Origin of the sequence: Neobacillus drentensis, assembly GCF_036966985.1 — a bacterium.
In the GTDB taxonomy this organism is placed as follows: Bacteria; Bacillota; Bacilli; order Bacillales; family Cytobacillaceae; genus Neobacillus; species Neobacillus drentensis_E.
Genome location: NZ_JBALSN010000012.1, coordinates 1 through 2,367 on the forward strand (window position 1 = coordinate 1; position 2,367 = coordinate 2,367).

Below are 2,367 nucleotides of genomic sequence, written 5' to 3' on the forward strand. Positions count from 1 at the left end.
TTGCCCGCCGTGGTTGTGATGCTGTCCACCGTGATTTTGGTGTTGCCCACCATGATGATGTTGCTGTCCGCCATGGTTATGCTGTTGTCCACTATGATTATGCTGCATCCCGCCACCATGATATTGTCTTTGCAGATTCAGCGGATTTACTACACTATTTTGATACTCAATCGGCATATAATAAGGATTATACATATCTATTCTCCTCTCTCCTCACTATCCTATCTATCCTATGCATCTAACTAACCTACTCTTGGGCACAAGCCCACATAATCGAGGCTGCCGCACACACACCTATGAAAAATACGTCTCAAGTCCTAGAATTCTTTCCGTTTGAGGTCTATGGCGAGGAGGAGTTTTTTCATGTATTGTGGAAGTAGTAAATGGAAATAATTTTCTTTTTGGCATATATTTTGGAGGGAAATGAAACATTCCATTGCTTTCAATCGTAGAAATATAAAGATTTCTTAAGTCAGGAGTGATCAAATATGAACCCGATTTTGTCGTTTCTTATCCGCTCATCTGCAGCCGTCCCAATAACTTTCTTAACGTGGCTAATCAGCTATTTCCCTTTTGACCAAACCTTTTGGGCAGCAACGGGAATTGCATTAACCACAGGGTTTCTTACCCATTTCATTCTCGGCATTGTGATGAACACCCGCTTTTTAAAAAAGCATCAGATATCTAGAAAAGAATATCGGTACATAAGGAAGAACCTTATGGAAGCCAAACAGAAAATTAATCGCTTGAATAAAAACCTATTCTCGATTCGCGATATTTCATCTGTCAAACAAAGAATTGATCTCCTTAGAATTACAAAAAAAATACACAAGATGACAACCAAAGAACCGAAACGATTTTACCAAGCGGAGCAATTTTATTTTTCCCATTTGGACTCCATTGTTGAACTTACCGAAAAATACAGCTTTTTATCTTCCCAGCCGAAAAAAAACATGGAGATGGGCCAATCTCTCATCGAAACCCGCCATACTCTAGATGAACTAACAAGGGTAGTGGAAGAGGATTTATACAAGGTGATTTCCGATGATATCGATCACTTGAATTTTGAAATTGACGTCGCGAAGCATACCCTCAATAAGGAAAAGGACGCTAAATTCCCGGAAGAAAATAGGTGGCTAAAATGAACGAAAACAACCCGATTCAACCAAGTAAAACTGGTAATTTATTAGATGATATCCTTGCTGATCCTTTTGGCGAGAAACTAGAGTTAGCCCAAAATCCAGTTCAGCAAACAAGCGAGGCGAAACCTGTCAAATTAATTAATGTAATACCGGAAGAACATCGGGCCAAAGCTTATCAGATTGCCGAGCAAATCGATCCGACAAACCATCAGTCGATGATTCAATATGGTACCCAAGCCCAAGGAAAGCTGCTGTCATTCTCACATACCATGCTTGAGCATGTACAGAAACAGGATGTTGGGGAAATAGGGCAGATCATTAGTGATTTAATGAAGCGGTTGGATGAAGTGAATCCCGATGATTTGAAGGATGGGAAGCCATCCTTATTTGCTCGTATGTTTGGAAAAATTTCAAGCTCCGTACAAGAAGTACTCTCCAAATATCAAAAAACAGGGGCCCAAATTGACCGAATCAGTGTAAAACTAGACCGTAGCAAAAATGTCCTAATGTCCGATATTAAATTGCTCGAACAGTTGTATGAGACGAATAAAGAATACTTCCATGCCCTGAATGTCTATATTGCTGCTGGGGAGATTAAGCTGGAGGAAATGCAGGAAAAGACGATTCCTCAGCTGAAAAAAGCAGCGGAACAGACCAATGACCAAATGAAGTTCCAAGAAGTTAACGATATGATTCAATTTGCCGATCGGTTGGATAAACGTCTGCATGATTTGAAATTAAGCCGAGAAATTACGATTCAAAGCGCACCTCAGATTCGTTTGATTCAAAATACGAATCAGGCGCTTGTGGAAAAAATTCAATCTTCAATCATGACGGCGATTCCATTATGGAAAAATCAGGTGGCGATTGCCTTAACTTTGATTCGCCAGCGTCATGCCGTCGAGGCGCAAAAGCAAGTTTCAAAAACAACCAATGAGCTGCTGTTGAAAAATGCAGAAATGCTAAAAACCAATACCATCGAGACGGCGAAAGAAAACGAGCGCGGAATCGTTGATATTGAAACCTTAAAGAAAACACAGGAAAGCTTGATCACAACACTCGAAGAAACGATGCGAATCCAAGAGGAAGGCCGACACAAGCGCCGCCTGGCCGAGCAGGAACTGGCATCCATGGAAAACGACCTTCGATTAAAACTACTAGAGATTAAAGGGAAATAAAAAAAATGCCCTCGCTGCAACCAAACAAGTGCAGCGAGGGCATTTTT

General features: G+C 40.9%; 3 protein-coding genes. 2 read left to right on the top strand and 1 reads right to left on the bottom strand.

The features are described 5' to 3' along the window. The coding region (locus tag V7659_RS00750; RefSeq protein WP_335537481.1) for a hypothetical protein at window positions 1–195 on the bottom strand (195 nt) is incomplete at its 3' end. A gap of 293 nt (window positions 196–488) precedes the next feature. On the opposite strand from V7659_RS00750, the gene V7659_RS00755 reads away from it, so the two are divergent. Then, the gene (locus V7659_RS00755) at window positions 489–1,145 is read left to right on the top strand and encodes a 5-bromo-4-chloroindolyl phosphate hydrolysis family protein (RefSeq protein WP_335537482.1); all 657 of its coding nucleotides are present in this window, start codon (window positions 489–491) and stop codon (window positions 1,143–1,145) included. Then, window positions 1,142–2,320, top strand: coding sequence for a toxic anion resistance protein (locus tag V7659_RS00760; protein ID WP_335537483.1), 1,179 nt, complete (start codon window positions 1,142–1,144; stop codon window positions 2,318–2,320). The genes V7659_RS00755 and V7659_RS00760 overlap by 4 nt, the downstream gene beginning before the upstream one ends. Window positions 2,321–2,367: the final 47 nt, after the last annotated feature.